General features: G+C 67.0%; 25 protein-coding genes and 3 tRNA genes. 12 read left to right on the forward strand and 16 right to left on the reverse strand.

Going from position 1 to position 21357, the window contains the following annotated elements; all coding sequences use genetic code 11:
- Window positions 1-189: 189 nt before the first annotated feature.
- From gspK to gspG, 5 genes are read right to left on the reverse strand one after another with little or no spacing between them, the layout of a single operon-like run.
- Window positions 190-1221, reverse strand: a complete 1032-nt coding sequence (gene gspK, locus ACAD63_RS01145) for a type II secretion system minor pseudopilin GspK (RefSeq protein WP_133097742.1) — start codon at window positions 1219-1221, stop codon at window positions 190-192.
- Window positions 1218-1925, reverse strand: coding sequence for a PulJ/GspJ family protein (locus ACAD63_RS01150; protein ID WP_133097741.1), 708 nt, complete (start codon window positions 1923-1925; stop codon window positions 1218-1220). Before ACAD63_RS01150 ends, gspK begins: the two co-directional genes overlap by 4 nt.
- On the reverse strand, window positions 1903-2307 hold the full coding sequence (gspI, locus tag ACAD63_RS01155; RefSeq protein WP_133097740.1) for a type II secretion system minor pseudopilin GspI: 405 nt from the start codon (window positions 2305-2307) through the stop codon (window positions 1903-1905). Before gspI ends, ACAD63_RS01150 begins: the two co-directional genes overlap by 23 nt.
- Window positions 2304-2801 (reverse strand): prepilin-type N-terminal cleavage/methylation domain-containing protein, encoded by a 498-nt coding sequence (locus tag ACAD63_RS01160; RefSeq protein WP_133097739.1) that lies wholly within the window; start codon window positions 2799-2801, stop codon window positions 2304-2306. Before ACAD63_RS01160 ends, gspI begins: the two co-directional genes overlap by 4 nt.
- A 27-nt stretch (window positions 2802-2828) precedes the next feature.
- Complete coding sequence (gene gspG, locus ACAD63_RS01165) at window positions 2829-3296, reverse strand: type II secretion system major pseudopilin GspG (protein WP_135706088.1); 468 nt, start codon at window positions 3294-3296, stop codon at window positions 2829-2831.
- Between the two features lie 206 nt (window positions 3297-3502).
- Between gspG and ACAD63_RS01170 the strand changes: the two genes are divergently transcribed.
- The 5 genes from ACAD63_RS01170 to ACAD63_RS01190 all read left to right on the forward strand — a co-directional run bounded on the left by ACAD63_RS01170 (window position 3503) and on the right by ACAD63_RS01190 (window position 7754).
- Window positions 3503-3955 carry an RrF2 family transcriptional regulator gene (locus ACAD63_RS01170; protein ID WP_133097737.1) on the forward strand — a complete coding sequence of 151 codons (453 nt, stop codon included), beginning with the start codon at window positions 3503-3505 and terminating at the stop codon, window positions 3953-3955.
- Between the two features lie 94 nt (window positions 3956-4049).
- The gene (locus tag ACAD63_RS01175) at window positions 4050-5270 is read left to right on the forward strand and encodes a globin domain-containing protein (protein ID WP_195427209.1); all 1221 of its coding nucleotides are present in this window, start codon (window positions 4050-4052) and stop codon (window positions 5268-5270) included.
- A gap of 88 nt (window positions 5271-5358) precedes the next feature.
- The gene (locus tag ACAD63_RS01180) at window positions 5359-6090 is read left to right on the forward strand and encodes a type II secretion system protein N (protein ID WP_135706086.1); all 732 of its coding nucleotides are present in this window, start codon (window positions 5359-5361) and stop codon (window positions 6088-6090) included.
- 154 nt (window positions 6091-6244) lie between these two features.
- A complete protein-coding gene (locus ACAD63_RS01185) occupies window positions 6245-6841 on the forward strand; it encodes an EF-hand domain-containing protein (RefSeq protein WP_434033332.1) in 597 nt (198 codons plus the stop codon).
- A 418-nt stretch (window positions 6842-7259) separates the two neighbouring features.
- Complete coding sequence (locus ACAD63_RS01190) at window positions 7260-7754, forward strand: Lrp/AsnC family transcriptional regulator (protein ID WP_010813460.1); 495 nt, start codon at window positions 7260-7262, stop codon at window positions 7752-7754.
- A gap of 83 nt (window positions 7755-7837) precedes the next feature.
- Here the strand turns inward: ACAD63_RS01190 and ACAD63_RS01195 are convergent, their stop codons facing one another.
- Window positions 7838-8536: a GNAT family N-acetyltransferase gene (locus ACAD63_RS01195; RefSeq protein WP_133097733.1), complete on the reverse strand. Its 699-nt coding sequence runs from the start codon at window positions 8534-8536 to the stop codon at window positions 7838-7840.
- 333 nt (window positions 8537-8869) lie between these two features.
- Here ACAD63_RS01195 and ACAD63_RS01200 point away from each other — a divergent pair, with 333 nt between their 5' ends.
- Both ACAD63_RS01200 and kefC read left to right on the forward strand, forming a co-directional pair.
- The gene (locus ACAD63_RS01200; protein ID WP_135706084.1) at window positions 8870-9424 is read left to right on the forward strand and encodes an NAD(P)H-dependent oxidoreductase; all 555 of its coding nucleotides are present in this window, start codon (window positions 8870-8872) and stop codon (window positions 9422-9424) included.
- The gene (kefC, locus tag ACAD63_RS01205) at window positions 9421-11235 is read left to right on the forward strand and encodes a glutathione-regulated potassium-efflux system protein KefC (protein WP_434033333.1); all 1815 of its coding nucleotides are present in this window, start codon (window positions 9421-9423) and stop codon (window positions 11233-11235) included. The genes ACAD63_RS01200 and kefC overlap by 4 nt, the downstream gene beginning before the upstream one ends.
- A 36-nt stretch (window positions 11236-11271) precedes the next feature.
- On the opposite strand, the gene ACAD63_RS01210 is transcribed toward kefC, so the two are convergent.
- The 7 genes from ACAD63_RS01210 to paaA form a co-directional block, all read right to left on the reverse strand.
- Window positions 11272-11889: a TetR/AcrR family transcriptional regulator gene (locus tag ACAD63_RS01210; protein WP_133097731.1), complete on the reverse strand. Its 618-nt coding sequence runs from the start codon at window positions 11887-11889 to the stop codon at window positions 11272-11274.
- Between the two features lie 11 nt (window positions 11890-11900).
- Complete coding sequence (locus ACAD63_RS01215) at window positions 11901-12695, reverse strand: DUF1835 domain-containing protein (RefSeq protein ID WP_133097730.1); 795 nt, start codon at window positions 12693-12695, stop codon at window positions 11901-11903.
- Window positions 12696-12947: 252 nt separating this feature from the next.
- Entirely contained in the window at window positions 12948-14036 is a 1089-nt protein-coding gene (gene paaE / locus ACAD63_RS01220; protein WP_133097729.1) for a 1,2-phenylacetyl-CoA epoxidase subunit PaaE, read from the reverse strand.
- 27 nt (window positions 14037-14063) lie between these two features.
- Window positions 14064-14624 (reverse strand): 1,2-phenylacetyl-CoA epoxidase subunit PaaD, encoded by a 561-nt coding sequence (gene paaD / locus ACAD63_RS01225; RefSeq protein WP_133097728.1) that lies wholly within the window; start codon window positions 14622-14624, stop codon window positions 14064-14066.
- A 31-nt stretch (window positions 14625-14655) separates the two neighbouring features.
- The gene (paaC, locus tag ACAD63_RS01230) at window positions 14656-15498 is read right to left on the reverse strand and encodes a 1,2-phenylacetyl-CoA epoxidase subunit PaaC (RefSeq protein ID WP_133097727.1); all 843 of its coding nucleotides are present in this window, start codon (window positions 15496-15498) and stop codon (window positions 14656-14658) included.
- A 12-nt stretch (window positions 15499-15510) separates the two neighbouring features.
- A complete protein-coding gene (gene paaB, locus ACAD63_RS01235; protein WP_022536879.1) occupies window positions 15511-15798 on the reverse strand; it encodes a 1,2-phenylacetyl-CoA epoxidase subunit PaaB in 288 nt (95 codons plus the stop codon).
- A gap of 52 nt (window positions 15799-15850) precedes the next feature.
- Window positions 15851-16876, reverse strand: a complete 1026-nt coding sequence (gene paaA, locus ACAD63_RS01240) for a 1,2-phenylacetyl-CoA epoxidase subunit PaaA (RefSeq protein WP_434033334.1) — start codon at window positions 16874-16876, stop codon at window positions 15851-15853.
- 228 nt (window positions 16877-17104) lie between these two features.
- Here paaA and ACAD63_RS01245 point away from each other — a divergent pair, with 228 nt between their 5' ends.
- Entirely contained in the window at window positions 17105-17575 is a 471-nt protein-coding gene (locus ACAD63_RS01245; RefSeq protein WP_135706081.1) for a universal stress protein, read from the forward strand.
- 66 nt (window positions 17576-17641) lie between these two features.
- Here ACAD63_RS01245 and ACAD63_RS01250 read toward each other — a convergent pair whose 3' ends face one another.
- From ACAD63_RS01250 to ACAD63_RS01260, 3 genes are all read right to left on the reverse strand, one after another.
- Entirely contained in the window at window positions 17642-17920 is a 279-nt protein-coding gene (locus ACAD63_RS01250; RefSeq protein ID WP_029046679.1) for a DUF1488 domain-containing protein, read from the reverse strand.
- 472 nt (window positions 17921-18392) lie between these two features.
- A complete protein-coding gene (locus ACAD63_RS01255; RefSeq protein WP_133097724.1) occupies window positions 18393-19637 on the reverse strand; it encodes a nucleoside recognition domain-containing protein in 1245 nt (414 codons plus the stop codon).
- 55 nt (window positions 19638-19692) lie between these two features.
- Complete coding sequence (locus tag ACAD63_RS01260; protein ID WP_133097723.1) at window positions 19693-20079, reverse strand: DUF488 domain-containing protein; 387 nt, start codon at window positions 20077-20079, stop codon at window positions 19693-19695.
- Window positions 20080-20735: 656 nt separating this feature from the next.
- Here ACAD63_RS01260 and ACAD63_RS01265 point away from each other — a divergent pair.
- The 4 genes from ACAD63_RS01265 to ACAD63_RS01280 all read left to right on the forward strand — a co-directional run.
- Window positions 20736-20821 (forward strand) — tRNA-Tyr (locus ACAD63_RS01265).
- A gap of 51 nt (window positions 20822-20872) precedes the next feature.
- A tRNA-Gly gene (locus ACAD63_RS01270) sits at window positions 20873-20946 on the forward strand.
- 39 nt (window positions 20947-20985) lie between these two features.
- Window positions 20986-21060: transfer RNA gene (locus ACAD63_RS01275), tRNA-Thr, on the forward strand.
- Window positions 21061-21106: 46 nt separating this feature from the next.
- The coding region (locus tag ACAD63_RS01280; RefSeq protein WP_434033335.1) for a GTP-binding protein at window positions 21107-21357 on the forward strand (251 nt) is incomplete at its 3' end.

Here is a 21357-nt window from a genome sequence, read left to right on the forward strand (position 1 = left end):
AGTGGCGCCAATGGCGGGACGTGGGGGAAAAACCCGGGAAGGCGCATTGCCGCGTGGCGCCTCGCTCGCGCCAGCGTCGCAGCATACCTTGCCTGTGTGACTAAACCGCGTCAATACCGTTCCTCCCCGGTTGCCAATGCCTGCAAGCCGCGCCGACCGTGGATGCTCGGTACGCCTTGTATCAGACATTCAGCGCAGGTCCGGCAGCCGGTCGGCGTCCTGTATCCAGACCACCCGTGTCGTATTGGTGGCACCCAGCGGCTCGCCGCGGTAGATCAGCGAGACCTGCAGCCGGCTGGCGCGTTCGTGGCGAACCAGTCCGTAGACCAGGAAATAGTGCGAGCGTACGTCGATCATATTGGCCAGGCTGGCGCTGTCGGCCTGGGGCGCGACCGCGGCCAGCTGGGTCTGCACGTTGCCGACGTTGTTGAAGTAGGCGCGGTCGCGCTGGCGTACCAGTTCGCGGGCGCGTTCCAGCGGCAGCTTGTCGATCACGGCGGCCAGCACCTCGGCCTCGGCGGTATTGGCGTTGACCAGGGTGCGCTCGGGCAGCACGGTGACGAATGGCTCCAGCACGGCGATCATTTCCGGCGTATAGCCGGGCAGGGACAGCAGCCCCTGCACGCTGTCGAGCGGGCGCGGCGCCGCGCGGCCGCCGTCGCTGCCGCCTTGCGCCGCCTGCAGCATGGCGCGCGCGGTGGACTCGGCCAGTTGCGGGTTCAGGCCCACGGTCTGCAGCAAACGGCGGTAGGCGGCCTGGGCAGCGGGATCGACCGAAGCGGCGCGCCCCTGGCCGCCGGCGGTGGCGGTCCAGATCACCAGGTTGGCGAGATTGAAGCGCGCCTGCGCATCGAGAATGCGGCCGGACAGGAACGAGGTCTCGCCGGCCACGTCGGTGCGCAGCGAGGCCCCAAGGAAATCCGACAGCCGGGTTTCGGCGATCGGCACCGCCCAGGGCTCCCCGAGCTGGTCGACGTTGGTGCGGCGCTGGTCGTCACGCAGGATCAGCCGCGCCCAGTCGACCGCGGCGCGCTCGATCCAGGTCGCCTGCGCCAGCAGCCGCTGGTTCTCGATCGCACGGATCTGCACCTGCTGGCGCCACAGCATGCCGGACACCACCACCACGGCCAGCGTCACTATCAGCAGCGCGGTGACCACGGCGGCGCCGCGGGCGCGGCGCCTAGCGAAGGCCGGGCGGGAGCGGACGGGGGCGCGCCTCATAGCCCGGTCATGCAGATCTTCTGGAACTGCCGCGGCGCATCGCCGTCGCCCATGCGCGCGAACACGGTCAGTTCGACCGCGCGCACCGCGGTGTTGGGCAGCGCCGTGCCGACGTCCGAGGCGGCCACAGCACTGGCGGCATTGCCGGAGAACAGCACGTTGCGGATGCGCCCGGTATCGGCCTGCCAGCCGGCAGGCTCCACCCAGGCGCGCACGCTCATGCCGGCGACGTCGGGCAGCACGCGCCGCACCTGCGCCGCATTGTTGCCGCCCTGGCGCAGCGACAGCAGCGCCGACTGTAGCCCGGCCCGGTCCGCCACCGGCGGCGCGGCCACCCGCACCAGCGTATTGCCGTCGATCTGGTACGACAGCACCTGCCACGCCGGCGGCTGCCCCTCGTCGCGGCGGTCGCGCACCAGCAGCAGCCGGTCCTGGCCGACCTCGACCGGGCTGCCCTGCAGCAGCGCGGGGCTGGCCAGGTGCTCGCAGTCGGCCTGGAACTGCCCGTAGAGAATCTTCAACGCATCCAGGCGCGCATCGTGGTCGGTCAGGCGCTCGCGGCTGCGCGTCAGGCTGTCGAGCGCGCGCCAGCCGATCACCGCCATCACCGCCAGCAGCGTGATCGCGACCAGCATCTCCAGCAGCGTGAAGCCGCGGGTGCGCCGGCCTGGGCGTTGACGCTCAGAGCACGTTGCGGGCTTCATTGGGAACGATGGTGACCAGCCACGCCAGCCGCACTGACTTGTCGGTGGCGGACGGGTAGACCGCGATCTCGACGCGGCGGAAAACCGGATTGGGCGTGCCCGACACCGACTGCTCGCAGTACAGCGGGGTGCCGCCTTGCGGGCAGGCATAACCGCTGACGCCGGGCTCGGGCCAGGTCTTTGAAAGGCGCAGCGCGGCCAGGTGGTTCTCGGCGCTCCATTCGGCCAGCATGCGGGTCTGCAGCGCCGCGCCGGCATCGAGCATCGAGCCCATGGCGCGCATGGCCGCGGTGAGCGCGACCGCCAGGATGGTCAGCGCGACCAGCACCTCGATCAGCGTGAAGCCGGCGCGGCGGCGGCCATGCAAGGGGATGCGGGTCATGGCGTGCTGGCGAAGTAACGGCCGCTGCCGTCGCCGGCAACGTCCACGCGGATATCGCCGCGCACCAGCACCAGCCGCTGCGGCATATCGATCAGCTCGCGCCCGAATACCAGCCGCAGCGGGCCGCCGGTGCCGGTGGGCCGGCCGCCTTCGGCAACCACTACCTGGTCCAGCGCCAGCCGCCAGCGGCCCGGCGCGAACACGTCGGTACGCATGGGGATCCAGCCGTACGGGGTCGCTTCCAGGAAGCGCCAGCCGCCGGCGTCGCCTTCCCAGGCGATCGGGCGGGCGCCGAGCTGTGCCTCTTCCTGCGCCAGCTCGAACAGCCGCGCGATGCGCTGGCCGTCATCCAGCACGCGGCCGCGCTCGTTGGGCGAGGCGTTGATCGCCACCAGCGAAATCACGATGCCGGCGATCACCATGACCACCAGCAGCTCGAGCAGGGTAAAGCCCCGGCGCCGCAAGGGCGCGCTGTGGCGCGGCGCCGTGGTCATGGTCAGGGGATGCGGGCGCGCCGGGATTTATTCCCAGTTGCCGATATCGGCGTCGTTGCCGTTGCCGCCGGCCTGGCCGTCGGCGCCGAAGCTGAACACGTCGATCTCGCCGCGCACGCCCGGGTTCAGGTACTGGTACGGATGGCCCCAGGGATCCTTGGGCAGCTTCTCCAGGTAGCCGCCCCCCTTCCAGTTGTTCGGCACCGGCTCGGTGGCGGGCTTGGTCACCAGCGCGGCCAGGCCTTGCTCGGTGGTCGGGTAGCGGCTGTTATCGAGCCGGTACAGCTTGAGCGCCTGCATGATCGACGAGATGTCCTGGCGTGCCGCGACGATGCGCGCTTCGTCCGGACGGCTCATGATCTTGGGCACTACCAGCGCCGCCAGCACGCCAAGGATCACGATCACCACCATGATTTCGATCAGGGTGAAGCCGCGCGCGCGGCGGGCGCGTGCGGGCCGGGAACGGGCGGGGCTGGCGGTAGTGAAAATGCGCATCGTCTGTGAACCTCGTTGCTGGAATGGCTGAGCCCACGGCCGGGCTGGCGGCGGGCCGGTTTCGCCAGTCAGTATAACCGGCGCCACATGACTGTTTTATGGGGGTGGCGTCGGCGCCGCTGCAATGTGTGATGCAAAGCACAGCTGGTGCGCCAGGCCGGATTTAACTTGCATCCTGGATGCATATTTTTTAAGATGTCGCCACGATGCAACTGACCCGCTTTTCCGACTATGCACTGCGCCTGCTGATGTACGTCGCCCGTGGCGACGGCAGCCGGCCCATCACCATTGCGGAAGTGGGGCAGCAGTTCGATATCTCGCACAACCACCTGGTCAAGGTGGCGGCGCGGTTGTCGAAGCTGGGCTGGATCACCGCCACGCGCGGCCGCCACGGCGGGCTGCAGCTTGGGCCTGGTGCCGAACAGCTGACTATCGGCACGATCCTGCGCGAGCTGGAAGGCCACAAGGCCATCATCGACTGCGACAACCCGCCCTGTGCGCTGAACGGCAACTGCCGCCTGAAGCGCGCGCTGGACGTGGCCGAGCAGGCGTTCTACCGCGCGCTGGACGAGGTCACGCTGGCCGACGTCACCGGCAGCAAGACCGCCGAGTCGATCATCCAGCTGCATCGCGATTTCCTGAACCGGCGTTCGGCCTGAGTGGACGTAGTCCGCGCAGGCGCCGACGAGCGCCGGTTTTATTGTGCGATAAAACATGCATATAACATGCATGAATGAAACGGAGTGTTATTTGATGCTGTCCGCCGCTTCCCGCCCCTATATCGATGCGAGCGTCCCGGTGCTGCGCGAGCATGGCCTGGCCATCACCACCCACTTTTACCGCGAGATGTTCGCCGACCGGCCTGAACTCACGCAGATGTTCAACATGGGCAACCAGGCCAACGGCAGCCAGCAGCAATCGCTGGCGTCGGCCGTGTTCGCCTACGCCGCCAATATCGACAATGGCGCCGCGCTGGCGCCGGTGGTCGACCGCATCGTGCACAAGCATGCGGCAGTAGGCCTGACCGCCTCGCATTACCCGATCGTCGGCCGCCACCTGCTGGGCGCGATCAAGGCGGTGCTGGGCGATGCGGCCACGCCGCCGCTGATCGCCGCCTGGGACGAAGCCTACTGGCTGCTGGCCGGCGAGCTGATCGCCGCCGAGGCACGGCTGTACCAGCGCACCGGTGTCGCCGCCGGCGAGCTGAAGGCGGTGCGCGTGCTGCGCCGCGAAGCGCAGGGCGAGCAGGTGGTGTCGCTGACGCTGGCCGCTGCCGACGGCGGCCCGCTGCGCGACTTCCGTCCCGGCCAGTACATCAGCGTCGAGGCGCGCCTCGACAACGGCACGCGCCAGCTGCGCCAGTATTCGCTGTCGGGCGAGACCAGCCTGCCGACCTGGCGCATTTCGGTCAAGCGCGAAGACGGCGACCAGTCGACGCCGGCCGGCGCGGTCTCCAACTGGCTGCATGCCAACGCGCAGGAAGGCACCGAGCTGAAGGTGAGCGCGCCGTTCGGCGATTTCACCCCGGCGCTCGACGGCCATCGCCCGCTGGTGCTGCTGTCGGGCGGCATCGGCATCACGCCGATGCTGTCGGTGCTGCGCACGCTGGCCGCACAGGGTTCGCAGCGTCCGATCCTGTTCGCCCACGCCGCCCGCAACGGCCGCCACCATGCGCACCGCGCGGACCTGCAGTGGGCGCGCGAGCGGTTGCCGCAACTGGTGACGCATATCAGCTACGAAGCGCCCGAGGCCGCCGACGCCATCGGCCGCGACTACGACCATGCCGGCACCATGCCGATGGCCGAGTTGCTGGCGCGGCCGGAGCTGCAGCGCTTCATCGATGGCCGCTTCTACCTGTGCGGGCCGCTGGGCTTCATGCAGGCGCAGCGCCATGCGCTGGTCAGCGCCGGCGTGCCGGTGGCGCACATCGAGCGCGAAGTCTTCGGCCCGGACCTGCTCGACCACCTGCTCTGAGCCCGGCCAGCCGGGGGAGTGGCGACAGTGTCATGTGGCTCTGGTACGCTTGGCGCGATCGTTCATTTGCGTCAGGGGTACCGTTCCCGTGCAACTCTCCCTCCGGCCTGTCCTTCGCTTTAATGCCGCTGCGCCGTGGCTGCCGCGCCTGGCAGGCGTGGTGCTGTTTGTCGCGCTGTGCGCGCTGGCCACGTACTGGGCGCTGACCTTCAGCGCGATGCGCACCTTGCCGGTGCCGCAGAGCGCACGGGTTGCCCAGACCGAGGCGGTCGAGACCGGCGCCGTGGCGACGCTGTTCGGCGGCTCGGCCCAGGGCGGTCCGCGCGACGTGCAACTGCTCGGCGTGGTGGCCGAGGTCGATGGCGGCGCCGGCGCGGCGATCGTGTCGCTGGACGGCGGGCCGCCCAAGGCGGTGCGGTCCGGTGCTGAACTGTCGCAGCAGATCCGGCTGGTGGAGATCCGCCAGCGCTCGGTGGTGATCGAACGCAGCGGCGTGCGCCAGGAAATCGCATTGCCGGTGCAGCCGGGCGCCGCGCGCGCACCTGCCGCTGGTGCGCCGGCTCCCGCGCTGCCGACGCCGCCCGCTGGCGCCGCCGCGCCGATGGCGACGCCGATGCCGCCGCCGGCCCCACCGGCCCCGGTGACCAGCCAGCCGGCCCAACCGATCCAGCCGGCTCCGGGCCAGCCCCCGCAGGCGCAAATCCAGCCCCAGGTCCAGGCCCAACCCCAGGCCCAACCCCAGGCGCAGCCTGCCGCACCGCACCAGCCCATGATGGCGCCGCCACCCAGCCAGGACGGGATGCTGGTCCCCAAGAATTGAGCTGGCAAGGCCGCAAATATTCGCGTCCCGTTGCGTTCCCTTACGGGGCGCCAGCCTTTCTGTGAGGCGGGTAACATCGTATTAAAAGCGCCAACCCCCCTGCATCGTCTGCGTTCTAATCCGTACATGCCAACGTGATGACAAGGAGCAAGACATGCAACGCAATCACAAGCAGCAGATCCTGAAGCAATTCCTGGCCGCCTCGGCCGCCTTGCTGGTTGCCGGCGGCGCCTTCGCCCAGGCCAGCGCGCCCGCTGCACCGGCCGGCAAGGCCGGCCCCGGCCACCACCATATGGGCCATAGCGGCGGCTGGATGAAGGCGGTCGATACCGACAACGATGGTGCCATCTCGAAGGCGGAGGCCGACGCCTACTTCAACAAGCTCGACACCAACCGCGACGGCAAGATCGACAAGGCCGAGATGGACGCGCACCGCAAGGCCGTCATGGCCGAGCGCCACGCCCGTATGCAGGCCGCCTTCGATGAGAAATTCAAGGCCGCCGACAAGAACGGCGACGGCGCCCTGACCAAGGCCGAGGCCAATGCCGGCATGCCGCGGCTGGCCAAGCGCTTCGACCAGCTCGACGCCAACCGCGACGCCAAGCTGACCCGTGACGAAATCCGCGCCGGCATGGAGAAGATGGACCGCGACCACCATCGCCGTGGCCCGCAGGGCCAGGGTGCTCCGGGCGGCCAGCCTGCGCCCGCGAACCCGTCTGCACCGGGGGCCCCGTCCAGTAGCGGCGGCTGATGCCGCCGCAGGACGGCCATGGCCGTCCTGCCTGAAACCGCTGTTCAGCGCGCGTGCCTGCCGGCCGCGCGCTTTTGCTTTGGCGCGGTCCGTCATTGCGTCGGAGCGCGCGTTGACCAGGAAGTATCTGACCCCGGCGGCAAACGCCCGTAGAATGCCGCTTCCCTGTGCGGCCGGCCTTGGCACCATCCTTGCCTTCTCCCGGTCGCCGCGGGCGCGGCCGCAACCCCCGCAGCCGTGCCACCAGACAGGTTGCCCAGCCCGACCGGCTGCAGCACGAGTGACCTAAAAGGCTGTCGATTCGTCGGGAATCCGGCCTTCAGCGGGCGCAATTACACAAAAAATTGCGTATTTGTGCACGGCTTGCTAAATTTGCGCAAAAAAATTGCCAATAAACATATTGCGGAGCAACAATATCGTGAGCAAGGTGGAGTTGGACAAGATCGACCGGAAGATCCTGGAAGTGCTGCAGACCAACGGCCGGTTGACCAACCTGGAGGTGGCCGAGCGCGTCAACCTGTCGCCCAGCCCCTGCCTGCGCCGCATCCGGCGGCTGGAGGAGATCGGCGTGATCCGGCAGTACGCGGCGCTGCTGGAGCCGAACAAGATCGGGCTCGGCCTGCTGGCCTATATCAATGTCCGGCTGGAGAAGCATGGCGGCGCGCCCAAGGGCAAGGCGCCGCTGGACCTGTTCCGCGCCTCCATCGCGGTCTGGCCAGAGGTGGCGGCATGCCATGCCATGACCGGCGAGATGGACCTGCTGCTCAAGGTCTACGTCGAGGACATGGAGCATTTCGCGCGCTTCATGCAGGAGCAGCTGCTGGCCCATCCGTCGGTGATCGACGTGCGCTCCAGCTTTGCGCTGGAAAGCATCAAGGACACCACGGCGCTGCCGGTCGGCGGCGCGGCCTGAGCGGTCCGGGGGCGCATGCAAAAACGGCGCATCTTGCGATGCGCCGTGGCGGCCGTGGGCGGCGAAGCGGGCGAGCAGCCCGCTCAGGCGGTGTGTTTTTGCGGCACCATGGAGCGCCAGAAGCGCAGGCCGAAGCGGCGTGCGTCGCGCAGGTTGCGGCGCACCGCGTAGTCGAGGTCGGCCATCTGTTCGTCCAGCGCCTCGGTCAGGCGGCTGACGGTGTCCGCCGGCGGCAGTTCCAGGTAGGCGTCGGCCTCGCCATAGGCGTACTGGACCTTCATGCCGGCTTTCTTGGCGATGTGCATCATCGCGGCGTTGCGCGACAGGCAGTGCATGTACAGCGTGCGCACGCTGGTGTTGCGGCCATGCATGGCCGCACGCTCGAACAGCGCGCTGCCAATACCGCGGCCGCGGGCGCTGCGCGACACCGACACGCCGAATTCGGCCACCCGGCCCTGGGCATTGTCGCGCAGGTTGGCAAAGTGGCCCACGCCGATCAGCTCGAGCTTGTCGTCGTAGACGCCAAACACGGTGTCGTGGTCGAAGTCGATGCTGTCCACGTAGGCTTCGATCACGTGGTCGCCCACCGACTGGCCGAAACGGAGCAGGCGATCGTCCTCGCCCAGGGCGAGGAAATGCTTCAGCAAGCGCGAGCGATGATGGGCGGCCAGCTCGCGCACCAGAACGGTGGCACGGTGGGCGGCCTGCGTCGCTGCAGCTGCCTTGCGCAGATCTTCGTCGGTCAGTGCGCCGACAGCCTTGCTCAGTTCGAGCGGGTTCACGTTAAATCCTTCCTGGTGCAGTAACAGATAAAAATAGGCACTGCGGTGGTGTTTCGCCAGGCACTTTTTCCCTGGCTCGGTGCGAGATTCGGGGAAACACCATCTTGATGCAGCGTGAAAAGTATTGTAGTGGAATTGCCAGTCTGGCGTAAGCTTCCTGCGCCGCAGCAGCCGGCCGCACCGCCACATCGCTTTGAAAAATGCAATAAAATCAATAGCCTAAGAAAATGTGATGAATTGTTGCGCGACATCAACTGTGGATATGCTGCAACGCCGCAACCGGCCCATGCCCGCCACGATCCCGCCCGCCCTCGCCAAGCCGCCCCGTCTTCGATGACCGAGTCTCCCATTGCAGTGATCTACGCGCATCCCACGCCCAGCCGATCGCGCGTCAACCGGCCGCTGGCCGACGCCCTGGCCTCATTGCCGCAGGTACAGGTACGCGATCTTTACCGTTCCTATGTCGATTACGACATCGATGTCGTCGCCGAGCAGCGCGTGCTGGCGGTCGCGGACACCGTCGTGTTGCAGTTTCCGGTGCGCTGGTACAGCGTCCCCGCGTTGCTAAAGCTATGGCTGGATGAGGTGCTAGAGCACGGGTGGGCCTACGGCCCAGGCGGCACGGCACTGCGCGGCAAGTCGATGCTGGCGGTGGTCAGTACCGGCGGCAGCGCCGATGCCTACGGCCCCGACGGCAACCATGGCCATCCGATCAGTGAATTCCTGTTGCCGCTGGAGCAGACCGCGCTCCTGTGCGGCATGAACTGGCTGCCGCCGGTGGTGCTGCATGACGCCGACAACGCCGATGCGCAGGCGCTGGCCGACCATATTGCGCACGTCTGCGGGCGCCTGGGTGCCGACGCCATGCCCGCGGAGGTGCGCGCATGAACCAGCATGACTTCCTGATTGCGCTGCTGGTGTTCCTGGTTGCGGCGGTGGTGGCGGTGCCGCTGGCGCGGCGCAGCGGCCTGGGCGCCGTGCTGGGCTACCTGCTGGCGGGCGCGGCGATCGGCCCGTTTGCGCTGCGCCTGGTTACCGACGTCGAGTCGATCCTGCATTTCTCCGAGTTCGGCGTGGTGCTGATGATGTTCGTCATCGGCCTGGAACTGGAGCCGCGCAAGCTATGGGCGTTGCGGCGGAGCATCTTCGGCTACGGTGGCGCCCAGCTTGCCGCCTGCGCGCTGGTGATCGGCGGTGCGGCGGCGCTGGCGGGTGCGTCGTGGCAGGTGGCGCTGGTCGCGGGCCTGGGCCTGGCGCTGTCGTCCACCGCGATCGCGCTGGCGACGCTGACCGAGCGCAACCTGTTTGGCACGCCGGCCGGCGCCGCCAGCTTCGGCATCCTGCTGTTCCAGGATATTGCGGCCATCCCGATGATCGCGCTGTTGCCGCTGCTCGCCGTCGAGAGCGCCGAAGGCGCCGGTGCGGGCGCCGCCGGCTGGATGGCCGGCGTGAAGGCGGTGGCGGTGATCGGCGCTGTGGTGGTCGGCGGCCGCTACCTGGTGCGGCCGGCGCTGCGCTTTATCGCGCGCACCGACATGCGCGAGATGTTCACCGCGTTTGCGCTGCTGCTGGTGGTCGGCATCGCGCTGATGATGGACGCGGTCGGGCTGTCGATGGCGCTGGGCACCTTCCTCGCCGGCGTGCTGCTGGCCGATTCGGAATACCGCCATGCGCTGGAGGCCGACCTGGAGCCGTTCAAGGGGCTGCTGCTGGGCCTGTTCTTCATGGCGGTCGGGATGTCGATCGACTTTGCCGTGCTGGCACGCTCGCCGGGGCTGGTGCTCGGCCTGGTGGTTGCCTTCGTTGTGGCCAAGACCGGCGTGCTGGTGCTGCTGGCGCGCAGGTTCGCTATTGCGCGCGGCCAGCGGCTGCTGTTTGCGCTGCTGATCTCGCAGGGCGGCGAGTTCGCCTTCGTGGTGTTCGGTGTCGCCGGCGGCGCGGGCCTGCTGCCGCGCGAGACCGAGGCGTTGCTGGTGCTGGTGGTGGCGCTGTCGATGGTGGCCACGCCGTTGCTGCTGCTCGCCTATGACCAGCTGGTGGCGCCGCGGCTGGGCCGCGCCAGGGCGCGGCCGGACGAGGCCATCACGCCGCAGGACAACCCGGTGCTGATCGCCGGCTTCGGCCGGTTCGGGCAGATCATCGGGCGGCTGCTGTACAGCCAGGGCATCGGCGTCACGGTGCTCGATCACGATCCGGACCAGATCGAGTTCCTGCGCCAGTACGGCTTCAAGATCTTCTATGGCGATACCACGCGGCTGGACCTGCTGGAAGCCGCCGGTATCGCCCGCGCGCGCATTTTGGTGGTGGCAATCGACGGCATGGACGACAGCCTGCAACTGATCGACCGTGTGCGCGAGCGCTATCCGGAGTTGCGGATCTATGCGCGGGCGCGGCATGTGTCGCATATCTACCAGCTCAAGGACCGCGGCGTGCAATTGTTCGAGCGCGAGATGTTCGAGGGTTCGCTGAGGATGGGACGGAGTGTCCTGGAAGGGCTGGGCTTCGACCCGGCCGAGGCGCGCAACGTGGCGCTGCGCTTCCGGCGGCACAATATCCAGGCGATCGACCGCTTCTACCCGCACTACACCGACCAGAAGAAGCTGGTCTCGCTGGCGCGCCAGGCCCGCGACGAGCTGGAGGAAATGTTCAGGCAAGACCGCGAGCAGCGCCGGCAGCGCGAAGAGGCAGAGTGGACCTGACGATGGCGGGGGCAGGCCGGGGCGGGTCCGCCTTCGTCAGCGGATCGCGGCGGCGCGGCCCGGCAGCCCGCCTTCGAGGAGGTCGAGCACCGTCTCGGCAAAGTCGGCGTACGAAAGCCGTCCGCCCGGCTTGAGCCAGGTGAAGGTCCAGTTGATCATGCCGAACACGGTCATGGTCAGCGCGGTCTGGTTATCGCGCGTGACACGCTCCGGGTAGGCCCGGCGCAGCAGGCGCGAGAAGGCCGCCACCACGTCGCGCTCGCGGCCGAGGATCACGTCGCGCTGGCCTTCGGCGAGGAACTTGACGTCGTTGATCAGCGCGATATGGCGGGTCTGCGAGGTTTCGTACTCGGCCAGGAAGGCGCGGATCAGGTTGGCAAACGCGTCCTTGTCGGTGCGCGCGTGGCGCTCGGCGTCGGCTTCGACCTCGGTGACCAGCAGCATCAGCCGCCGCGTGTAGCGGTCCAGCAGGTCGAACAGGATCGCTTCCTTGCTCTCGTAATAGTGGTAGAGGCGCGCCTTGGACGTGCCGCAGGCGGCGGCCAGGTCGGCCATCGAGGTGCTGGGGTAGCTGCTGTTGGCGAAGGCAGCCGCGGCCAGGTCCAGGATCTGTTCGCGCTGCGCCTCGAAATCGGGTGCCTTGGTACGGGCCATGTGTATCGGGGTTACTCGCCACTGCCGCCGGCGCGGCGGCGCAGCTCGCAGGTCTCGAGCGAATCGGAGTTGCCGCGCAGCACCATCAGGCCCGAGGCGATCAGCTCGCGGCAGCGCCAGAACACGAACCAGTCGCTGGCCAGCAGGCCTTCGATCGCGCCCATCACGCTGCCCACCACCTGCACCGCGGGGGTCCATTCCGCCGGCGCGCGATCCATGATGATGTCGTCGATGGTGTGGTAGGCGGCCGGAACCAGCGTATTGCCCTTCCACAGGCGGACGTCGGCGTTCTCCTTGACGTTCTGCTGCCACTCGTAGCCGAGCCGTCCCAGCCGAAGCACCGAAACCGGCGCGATGGTGGAGAAGCGCCGCGCCAGCCGCGCCGGTGAATACATGCCGATGGCGGCCAGGTTGCCTTGCGCGGGCATCTCCAGCTCGCGCAGGTCCATCGCGACTTCATTGATCCGTTGCGGCGCCTGATACAGGTGGAACACAACCCGGCGCAGCATCAGCTGGTCGGCCGCGCTCTGGCCGTGCCAGATGGCTATTTCCAGTTCGTCCTGGCGCAGCCGCTGTAGCTGGTCCAGCGCCTGGCGCATCTCGGCGGCGAAATCGATGTCGGTGTGCGGGGCGACCCGCTGCCAGAAGCCGGAACGGATCAGCCCGGTGCTGTCGATGTCGGCCAGAGGCCCCACTGCCAGGTCGTCGCGCAGCACCACGACAGGGTCCGGCCGCGCGGCCTGCGCCAGCGCCTGGCGCAGGGTCGTGCCTGCTACATCACCGTTGACGACGTGGATATATTGCATGGCCGTGATTGTATATGGGTGGGACGGTTCGCTGGCACCGAGCGGCGCTGGCGCGACAGTCGGCGGGCGCCGCTGTGCAAGGCTGTGCGCCACCGCTGCCTATCGCCGCCGCAGCCCGCGCAATGCCCCTGCAAGCATCGCGCCAGGCCGCTGCCGGCCTGCCGCCATTGTAATCACGGCCCGGCCTGGCCAATCGCTGCGAGTGTCGGCACGCGTACGCGCCGCTGGCCGTCCCCGCGCGGCGTACCCGGATCAGCGCTCGTCGTAGCTGACCACTACCCGCGGCGTCAGCGCGCGCGCCTGGCAGGTGAGCACGAAGCCCTTTTCCATCTCCCACGGTTCGAGCGTGTAGTTCTTCTCCATCTCGACCTGGCCTTCCAGCACCTTGGCGCGGCAGGTGCAACAGACGCCGCCCTTGCAGGCGTACGGCAGGTCGAGCCCGGCGGCCAGCGCGGTATCGAGCACGTTGGCGTCTTCCATCGGCAGGCGCATGCTGTGCTGCTTGCCGTCGAGCACGACCACCAGCTCGGCGGTGCCCGCATGGTCGGCATGCGCGTGCGACGGCTTGGGCCTGGCCTGCGCGAGCGGCACGCCGAAGCGCTCGGCGTGGATACGGTGCGGATCCACGCCAGCGTCGCGCAGCGCCGCCTCGGCTTCGTCGATCATCGACGCAGGCCCGCAGATGAAGGCCGCATCGATGTCGTCCACCGGGATCAGGGTCCGCAGGAAGGCGGTGACGCGGTCGTGGTCAACCCGGCCGTGCAGCAGGTCGACCTCCTGCGGCTGGCGCGACAGCACGTGGTACAGCGTGAAGCGCGACAGGTACTGGTTTTTCAGGTCTTCCAGTGCCTCGGAAAAGATGATGCTGTCGACATTGCGGTTGCCGTAGACCAGCGTGAAGCGGCTGCGCGGCTCGGCCTGCAGCGTGGTGCGGATCAGCGACAGCACCGGCGTGATGCCGCTGCCCGCGGCAAAGGCGACATAGTGGCGCGCCGCCGCAGGATCCAGCGGCACGTTGAAGCGGCCATCTGGCGTCATCACGTCGATCACCTGGCCGGGTGCGATGGTGTCGTGGAGATGGGACGAAAACAGCCCGTCCTCGACCAGCTTCACCGCCACGCGCAGCTCGCCTTGTGCGTCATAGTCCTGCACCGCCGAGCAGATCGAATACGAGCGCCGCAAGTCCTTGCCGTCGACCGGCGCCTTCAGCGTCAGGAACTGGCCCTGGGTGAAGCGGTAGGCGTCGCGCAGCGTTTCCGGCACCTCGAACGCGATCGAGATGGTGTCGGCAGTCTCGGGGCGCACCTGCGCCACGCGCAGCGGGTGGAACTGTGGGGTCATGGCAGCCTGGCTTCGGCCCGGCGGGGCTCAGTAGGGTTTGAAATAATCGAACGGCTCGCGGCAGTCCAGGCAGCGGTACAGTGCCTTGCACGCCGTCGAGGCGAAGCGCGAGATTTCCTGCGTGTGCACGCTGCCGCAGCGCGGGCAGGCGACGCGGTCCGGGGCGCCGGCGCGCGCGGCACGCGGGACGAAGTGCAATGGTCGCGCCGTGGCTGGCGCGCCGCACTGGCCGGGCGGCGCGATGCCGAATTCGCGCAATCGCTCACGCGCGGCGGGGGTGATCCAGTCGGTGGTCCACGCCGGCGCCAGCACGGTGCGCAGGCGCCACGGTGCCAGGCCGGCGGCGTCGAGCGCATGGCCGATGTCCTCGGCGATCTGCGACATCGCCGGGCAGCCGGAGTAGGTGGGCGTGATGGTCACCTCCAGCGTGCCGTCGGCATCGGCGCTGATCCCGCGCAGGATGCCGAGGTCGCGGATCGACACCACCGGGATCTCCGGGTCGGGGACCGCTTCCAGCGCCGCCCATGCCTGCGCGACGCGCGCATCGGCGGCAGTGTTCGCCGGGCGGGGCAGGGTGGTGACGTTCATGCCAGTCATTCCTTTGCGGCGAAGCGGGCAATTACCATTGCGCGCCCGGATGGGCCCGCGCCAGCCCTTGCATCTCGCCCAGCAGGTAGCTCATGTGTTCAGAATGCACGCCGAGTTTGCCGGTGGAGACAAAGCTGCTCGCCGGCGGCAGCGCCAGCGTGGCGGCTTGCAGGGTCTCGGCGACGGTCGCGTCCCACGCAGTTCGCAGCGAGGCGGTGACGACGCCAATGCCCTGCGCAGCGGCTTCGGTTTCCACCGGGTCATCGGCAAAGCACTCATTCATATAGGGCAGCAGGTGGTCCAGGGCCCGCTGCATGCGGGCATGCGACGCTTCGGTGCCGTCGCCCAGGCGCACCACCCAGCCGGCGGCATGGTGCAGGTGGTAGCTCGCCTCCTTGACCGACTTGGCGGCGATGGCGGCGAGCTGCGCATCGCTGCTGGACTTCAGCGCTTGCCACAGCTCGACCATCAGCGCGCTGTACAGGAAGTTGCGCATGATGGTGACCGCGTAGTCGCGTTCCGCGGCGGCGGTGCCGGCCAGCGGGCCGCGGTGGGGCAGTTCCGCCAGCGTCCAGTTGCGGAAGTCGCGCTCGGCGCGCCAGTAGGCATAGTCGTCTTCATGCCGTGGCAGGCCGGTCAGCTCGCCTTCCAGTTCGCCGGCGCGCCCGTACAGCAGGCGTGCCTGGCCGATCAGGTCGAGGCTGATGTTGGCCAGCGCAATGTCTTCTTCCAGCACGGGGCCGTGGCCGCACCATTCGGCATTGCGCTGGCCGAGCACCAGCGCGTTGTCGGCCAGGCGCAGCACATAGCGCAGCGCGGCGGTGCGGGCCGGCGGCAAGTGATCCAGGGAAGCGGGTTGCGGGGACGCGGTCATCGTGCGTGGCCCTTACATATGGTTGACTTCGTCGGGCAGCTGGTAGAACGTCGGGTGCCGGTAGATCTTGTCGGCCATGGGGTCGAACAGTTCCGGCTTTTCCTCCGGCACGCTCGCCGTGATGGCGGCGGACGGCACTACCCAGATCGACACGCCTTCCTGGCGCCGCGTGTAGACATCGCGCGCCATGTGCAGCGCCTGCTGCGCGTCGGCGGCGTGCAGGCTGCCGCAGTGCTTGTGCTCCAGGCCTTGCTTGCTGCGCACGAACACCTCCCACAGCGGCCATTCCTTGCGGTTCATCGTTGTCTCCTCAGTCCTTGCGTGCTGGCTGCGGTTTGGGTTCAAGCAGGGATCAGGCAGCCGCGCGGCGCTCGCCCGCTTCGCGCTCGGCCTGCTTGGCCGCGTGGGCCAGTGCGGCTTCGCGGACCCAGGCGCCGTCCTCGTGCGCCTTGACGCGCGTGGCCAGGCGCTCCCGGTTGCAGGGGCCGTCGCCGTTGATTACGCGCCAGAACTCGTCCCAATCCAGCGGGCTGTAGTCATAGTGGGCGCGCTCGGCGTTCCATTGCAGTCCCGGGTCGGGCAGGGTCACGCCCAGTACCCGCGCCTGTTCCACCGTGGCATCGACGAACTTCTGGCGCAGGTCGTCATTCGAGATGCGCTTGATGCCCCAGGCCATGGTCTGCGCGCTGTTGGTCGAGGCCGCATCGGGCGGGCCGAACATCATCAGCACCGGGAACCACCAGCGGTTGACCGCGTCCTGCACCATCTCGCGCTGGGCGTCGGTGCCGCGCATCATCGCCAGCAGCGCGTCGAATCCCTGGCGTTGGTGAAACGACTCTTCCTTGCAGATGCGGATCATGGCGCGCGCATACGGGCCATACGAGCAGCGGCACAGCGGGATCTGGTTCATGATCGCCGCGCCGTCCACCAGCCAGCCGATCACGCCCACGTCGGCCCAGGTCAGCGTCGGGTAGTTGAAGATGGACGAGTACTTGGCCTTGCCGCTGTGCAGCGCGTCGACCAGCTCGTCGCGCGAAGCATCCAGCGTTTCGGCCGCGGAGTAGAGGTACAGGCCGTGGCCGCCTTCGTCCTGCACCTTGGCCAGCAGGATCGCCTTGCGCTTGAGTGACGGTGCGCGGCTGATCCAGTTGCCCTCGGGCAGCATGCCGACAATCTCGGAATGCGCGTGCTGGGAAATCTGCCGCACCAGTGTCTTGCGGTAGGCCGCCGGCATCCAGTCCTGCGGCTCGATCTTGCCGTCGGCGGACACGCGCGCGTCAAAAGCGGCCTGGCGGACCTCATCGTCCTGAGGGTCCTGAGGGGCAGCGATCTGGGCGGAGTCAGCTTGGCCGGGAACGTCCAGGCTTTGGGTGTACATAGCGCCTCCTCTGGCGGGGGGGCCGCGGCTGGGTGGGTGACCGTTGGTGCGGCGGCTGGCCCTATTATATATAAGCCGACCGGTCGGTCAATTTAAGCCGCGCCGGGTTTGTGTTGGTCGTCGCCGGGGCAGCGACATCACGTGACGGCCGGGGCACGTGTAGTATCAGAGACGGAACGGCCTCGTGCTGTCCAACCCTTATTCCCTTTGTCTACGGAGGTAACGCAAATGGCAAGCGCGGCATACAGCAAGATCGTGGTGGCGGTGGATGGCAGCAACACGTCCGGACTGGCACTGGCCGAAGCCATCCGCGTAGCGGCGCCGGGCGGTGCCACGGTGCTGGCGCTCTATGTCGTCGACACGGGTACGCCGATGTTCGACGTGGGCTACTACGATCCGAGCCAGCTGCAGAAGGCATTCGAGGAAAGCGGCCAACGCGCGCTGCAGGACGCCGCGCAGCAACTGTCAGCGGCCGGCGTGCCGCATGAAACCCGGCTGGTCACCGAGGCGCCGGTGCCCGGCGATATCGGTGCATCGATCAACGAAGCCGCGCGTCAGTGGGGTGCGGACCTGCTGGTAATCGGCACGCACGGGCGGCGGGGTGTGCGCCGGCTGGTGCTGGGCAGCGTGGCGGAAGCGGTGATCCGGCAGTCGACTACGCCGGTGCTGCTGGTGCGCGGCGAAGCCAAGGCCGACTAAGCATGCGAAAGACGCCGGACTGGCCCGGCGTCTCGGTTTGGACGCGGTCGTCAATCGCGACAGGGGTCATCCGGCGAAGCGGAAATGGCCGCTGCGCAGCACGATCTCGCGCGCCTGGGTCAGCTCGAACAGGCTTTCGGCGAGGCTTTCGATGCGCTGGCGATTACTGGTGAAGGCGGCAACCAGATCTTCCTCGCGCGGCGAGCGCGCACCGAAGTGGGCCTCAAGGGCTTCCGCGGTGACGGAATACTGAGTCGGACTGCCATTGACCGTAGCGGGGCAGGACAGCGTGAGGCTGGCTGCGCAGTAGGTCGGGACGCTGCGAGGGAACGTGATCTCAGGCATGGCGTGCCTCGTGCTGGCGACGGACGTATTCAATCATTCTAGGTCACCACGGCCTGCCGTAAAGGGTCCGGAAATGACTTCGGCGCACCGATTGCCGATGCCATATGGCGCCTGGCTGGCGTCACCAATGCGTTGCCACTCTGCAACATGGATGTTGCAATGCAGCAAAGAAGGGCGAGTAACCGCGCTTCCATGCGATCCCCTGCTCGGGCGCAACAAAAGACTTCTGTGCTGCGCCGTGGCCAAGGTGTAGCCCTTGCCAGGGCTTGGTGTGCAACGGGTGTTGCAATGGCCGGCATCAGGGCAAAAAAAACCCACGCAGGTTGTGCGTGGGTTGGAATCCACCGAGGTGGTGGAGGAGACAGACTTCACTATACATGGTTTGTTGCGTCGCACCAAGTGCAGTTGTGTCAATGTCTTGCGATGCGCACAATGCTGTTGTGTGGGTACAACAAAAAATCGAAATGCTGCCCTAGCGGAATAGATAAGCGGCGCCAACAGCACAAAAAATACCGGCAGCATCTGCAACCAGGGCGCAGCCCAGCGCGTGCCGCGTATTTCGCACATTGATGCTGCCGAAGTAGACCGCCAACACATAGAAAGTAGTTTCCGTCGACCCCTGAATGATGGCCGCAAGGCGACCCTGGAACGAGTCGACCCCATAAGTCGTCATCACATCGACCATCAACCCGCGCGCGCCGGCGCCTGACAGGATCTTCATCAGGCCCACCGGCAGGGCCGGGACAAAATCGGTATTGATGCCGAGATGCGCAAAGCCCAGCGTCAGCCAGCCCATCAGCACGTCCATGCACCCGGTCGCCCGGAACAAGCCGATCGCAACCAGGATGGCGACAAGATAAGGAATGATCTGCACGGCCACGCCGAAGCCTTCCTTGGCGCCATCGATAAAGGCTTCGTAGACGTTGACCCGCCGCAGGGCACCGCAGGCCAGGAACAGCGTGATAAGCGACAGGATGACGCCCGCGCCCGCCAATGCCGTCACGCTGCCGACCTGCTCGGGCGGCGCATGCTTCAGCCAGGCGAACATGCCGCCGAGCGCCGCGGCAGCCATGCCGAATGCGGCCAGCACCGCGGGCCGCAGCAGATTGAGCCGCTGTACCCAGGCGACAGCCAGCAGCCCGGCAAGGCACGAGCCACCGGTAGCCAGCAGCGTCGGCAGGAAAATATCTGCCGCATTGAAGCCCACCAGCCCCTGCTTGACGGCGATTGCCTGTCGGATCGCGATGACCGAGGTCGGGATCAAAGTCAGCCCGGCCGTATTCAGCACGATGAACATGATCTGCGCATCGGTGGCCACGTCCGGGCGACGGTTCAGCGTCTGCAGCTCGCGCATCGCATTCAGCCCGAGAGGCGTCGCGGCGTTATCCAGGCCCAGCAGGTTGGCCGACACGTTCATCATCATGGCGCCTTGCGCCGGATGGCCCTGCGGCACGCCGGGAAAGAAATGTCGCAACAACGGGTTCACCAGCCGGGCAAAGGCGTCGACGACTCCGGCGCGTTCGCCGATGCGCATGATGCCCAGCCACAGGCTCATCACGCCCGCCAGCCCTAGTGCAATTTCGAAGGCTGTGCGGGCGCTGTCGAACAGGCTCGACAGCATGGCGGGGAAGACGGCCAGGTCGCCGCTGGCGAGGCGGAAGCATGCGGCGACAAAGGAAACCAGAAAAAAACCGAGCCAGACAACGTTCAGGGCCATCGGATTGCGCAAGCAAAAAGGTCAAGGCGGAACTCTCCCGCCGGGCAGGGGCGGCTCAACCGATCTTGGCGCCGCGCTCGGCCAGCAGTTCGCGCAGCACCGACCTGTGGCAGTGCGCTTCGTCTTCGCAATAGCAGCCAAGTGAGAAATTGGTCTGGTGCGACAGCGCAGCCAGCAGGTCGAGCGTGCGGCTGCGCTCCGGCTCGGCCATTTCCTTGCGGAAATGCCGGACGAATGCTCGCCATGCCTTGTCGTCAGCCGCGCCCTGCGCCTGCGCAACCAGTTCTGGGGTAGGGGACAGGTCGGGGTACCAGACGTCGTAGTAGTCACGGCTGGCGAACTCGGACTTGGGCACGCCGCGTGGCGGCCGCCGCACAGTACCGATACGCAGTCCTTCGTCAGCTGCGCGTGGCGTTCCCAGTCTTACGATTCGGATGGTCATGGAGGATTCCGCGTTCCGGACTGCCCGCGCGACTGCGCCAGGCTGAAGCCCAGATCATGAATCAACGGGTCGTGCATGACAAACATCTGCACCTTTCTGTGACATCCCTACCCTATAAGTAGAAGAGGGCGCTGGCGCCGCCAGAAAAGAGCGGTTTGCGTTATTTTTAGGCTGGATCCGAATTATTTCCGGAAACCCCTTGCCAAGCACCTCCGGGTCCCTTAATATTCGCCCCCTCGCAACACAACGCGGCGCTGTAAAGCAGACGCAGCAAGGGTTGCGGGGTCGACCGCAAGGTTGGCGCAGCGAAGTTGGCAGCGCTGGCCGCAGCAAAAAAATGTGAAAGTAGGTCATCGCCAGGCTCTTATTGTGCAAAACCCCTCGACAGCGTGTGCTGCGAGGGGTTTTTGCTTTTCCGCTCGGCTGATTGCGTGTCGCCCCACAGCGCGACGAGGCAGCTCCAGAGCCTCCAGGAGCCGTTTTGCGAAGCCCCTATAGGGTGAGAACGTAGAAATCTAATCTACGCTTGTGGGAGCGATCAGGCGGCATCAAGCGCCACGCTGGAACGCCTTCCCTGGCCTGAAACAAGTACAGCATCCGCAACGGAAAGTGCTTGACAGGCGAGGTGAACAGCCCCATAATCGATAGTTCTCTGCGGAGAGGTGCCCGAGTGGCTAAAGGGGGCAGACTGTAAATCTGTTGGCTTACGCCTACGCTGGTTCGAATCCAGCCCTCTCCACCAGAATGCAAGACAGCAGCCGGCAATGCCGGTGAAGAAGCAGGAAAGAACCGGGCGGGTGTAGCTCAATGGTAGAGCAGAAGCCTTCCAAGCTTACGACGAGGGTTCGATTCCCTTCACCCGCTCCAGTCGCGCGGTTGTTGTCATAAAGTAGTACGTCTAGTTTCGCCCATGTGGCTCAGTGGTAGAGCACTCCCTTGGTAAGGGAGAGGTCGGCAGTTCGATCCTGCCCATGGGCACCAAACACCACCGCACTGGCATCATCGCTACCGAGACAGGAGTCGCGCAATGGCAAAGGAAAAGTTCGAGCGGACCAAGCCGCACGTGAACGTTGGTACGATTGGTCACGTTGACCATGGCAAGACCACGCTGACCGCAGCGATCGCCACGGTGCTGGCTGCCAAGTTCGGCGGTGCCGCCAAGAAGTACGACGAAATCGACGCAGCGCCGGAAGAGAAGGCGCGCGGTATTACCATCAATACCGCCCACGTCGAGTACGAGACGGCCAACCGCCACTACGCGCACGTTGACTGCCCGGG

Origin of the sequence: Cupriavidus sp. a3 (assembly GCF_051015765.1) — a bacterium.
Taxonomy (GTDB): Bacteria; Pseudomonadota; Gammaproteobacteria; order Burkholderiales; family Burkholderiaceae; genus Cupriavidus; species Cupriavidus oxalaticus_A.

Coding starts and splice junctions, on each gene's coding strand:
- ACAD63_RS01255 (WP_133097724.1), bottom strand. CDS start 19,637: ATGGCCCTGAACGTTGTCTGGCTCGGTTTTTTTCTGGTTTCCTTTGTC.
- gspI (WP_133097740.1), bottom strand. CDS start 2,307: ATGACCCGCATCCCCTTGCATGGCCGCCGCCGCGCCGGCTTCACGCTG.
- ACAD63_RS01245 (WP_135706081.1), top strand. CDS start 17,105: ATGGCAAGCGCGGCATACAGCAAGATCGTGGTGGCGGTGGATGGCAGC.
- ACAD63_RS01210 (WP_133097731.1), bottom strand. CDS start 11,889: ATGGCCCGTACCAAGGCACCCGATTTCGAGGCGCAGCGCGAACAGATC.
- ACAD63_RS01160 (WP_133097739.1), bottom strand. CDS start 2,801: ATGACCACGGCGCCGCGCCACAGCGCGCCCTTGCGGCGCCGGGGCTTT.
- paaA (WP_434033334.1), bottom strand. CDS start 16,876: ATGTACACCCAAAGCCTGGACGTTCCCGGCCAAGCTGACTCCGCCCAG.
- ACAD63_RS01215 (WP_133097730.1), bottom strand. CDS start 12,695: ATGCAATATATCCACGTCGTCAACGGTGATGTAGCAGGCACGACCCTG.
- ACAD63_RS01250 (WP_029046679.1), bottom strand. CDS start 17,920: ATGCCTGAGATCACGTTCCCTCGCAGCGTCCCGACCTACTGCGCAGCC.
- ACAD63_RS01185 (WP_434033332.1), top strand. CDS start 6,245: ATGCAACGCAATCACAAGCAGCAGATCCTGAAGCAATTCCTGGCCGCC.
- ACAD63_RS01200 (WP_135706084.1), top strand. CDS start 8,870: ATGACCGAGTCTCCCATTGCAGTGATCTACGCGCATCCCACGCCCAGC.
- ACAD63_RS01150 (WP_133097741.1), bottom strand. CDS start 1,925: ATGAAGCCCGCAACGTGCTCTGAGCGTCAACGCCCAGGCCGGCGCACC.
- paaD (WP_133097728.1), bottom strand. CDS start 14,624: ATGAACGTCACCACCCTGCCCCGCCCGGCGAACACTGCCGCCGATGCG.
- gspG (WP_135706088.1), bottom strand. CDS start 3,296: ATGCGCATTTTCACTACCGCCAGCCCCGCCCGTTCCCGGCCCGCACGC.
- paaE (WP_133097729.1), bottom strand. CDS start 14,036: ATGACCCCACAGTTCCACCCGCTGCGCGTGGCGCAGGTGCGCCCCGAG.
- gspK (WP_133097742.1), bottom strand. CDS start 1,221: ATGAGGCGCGCCCCCGTCCGCTCCCGCCCGGCCTTCGCTAGGCGCCGC.
- ACAD63_RS01260 (WP_133097723.1), bottom strand. CDS start 20,079: ATGACCATCCGAATCGTAAGACTGGGAACGCCACGCGCAGCTGACGAA.
- kefC (WP_434033333.1), top strand. CDS start 9,421: ATGAACCAGCATGACTTCCTGATTGCGCTGCTGGTGTTCCTGGTTGCG.
- paaB (WP_022536879.1), bottom strand. CDS start 15,798: ATGAACCGCAAGGAATGGCCGCTGTGGGAGGTGTTCGTGCGCAGCAAG.
- paaC (WP_133097727.1), bottom strand. CDS start 15,498: ATGACCGCGTCCCCGCAACCCGCTTCCCTGGATCACTTGCCGCCGGCC.
- ACAD63_RS01175 (WP_195427209.1), top strand. CDS start 4,050: ATGCTGTCCGCCGCTTCCCGCCCCTATATCGATGCGAGCGTCCCGGTG.
- ACAD63_RS01170 (WP_133097737.1), top strand. CDS start 3,503: ATGCAACTGACCCGCTTTTCCGACTATGCACTGCGCCTGCTGATGTAC.